Origin of the sequence: Vibrio sp. 10N.222.52.B7, from assembly GCF_041474275.1 — a bacterium.
GTDB classification, from domain to species: Bacteria; Pseudomonadota; Gammaproteobacteria; order Enterobacterales; family Vibrionaceae; genus Vibrio; species Vibrio crassostreae_C.
In genome coordinates this window covers 1-747 of record NZ_JBFRTU010000108.1, presented here as the reverse complement: position 1 = coordinate 747, position 747 = coordinate 1, and the positions used below count along the sequence as shown (strand labels likewise).

The 747-nt window shown below is 39.6% G+C and carries 1 protein-coding gene; it reads right to left on the bottom strand.

Annotated elements, in window-relative coordinates:
* Positions 1-486: 486 nt before the first annotated feature.
* On the bottom strand, positions 487-747 hold a 261-nt coding region (locus AB4512_RS20675), incomplete at its 5' end, for a hypothetical protein (RefSeq protein ID WP_372175523.1).

Here is a 747-nt window from a genome sequence, read left to right as displayed (position 1 = left end):
TCTTCCTCTGGGGGATGAGCACCAACACTTATTTCGGTATTTAGCGAATATCCATTCACATACAGTGACAATATCCTAAGCCAAACGTTGTTATGTGTGCACTATTCTTTGCACTTGGTTTTATATACGTTATCGACTTTTCGGCCGAATTCAATTTTTAATACGCCATTCTGTGGTACGTAAGCTGATTGCTTTCCTAAGACTTAAAGCAGCTCACACTACACCGTCCAGACGAAACATTACATTAACACCCGACACACATCAGGTATACAACTAAACGCTGATCTGTGAGTTACAATATTTTAATTAAGTTACATTCTCGTTAAAGTTGCATAAGAAAATCTGATTAATTGGCATTATTTATTTTGCGATGTGAATTTAATAAATTCTCGCAGACGAAACACCAGGTCAACAAGTTGCATATTTAGTCATATTGAGATCAAAAAAAAGCAGCCATTAGGCTGCTTTTTCATCAATAACGTTCAGTTATTTCTCTTTAGGCTTTTTACGCTTATCCGTAACTTCCCACTTACCGTCGATGTACAACGCAGTCCAACCGGACGGTTTTCCATCTACTTCAGTACGCACGTAGTTTTCTTTGGTCTTACGACTAAAACGAACCACTGTCGGCTTACCATCAGGGTCAGCAACTGGCGCTGATGCTAGGTATTGGAACTTAGGTGAGATACGGTCTTTAAAACGAACCAGCTCTTCCACTAATGGTGCACGTGTTTCACGTGATTTAGG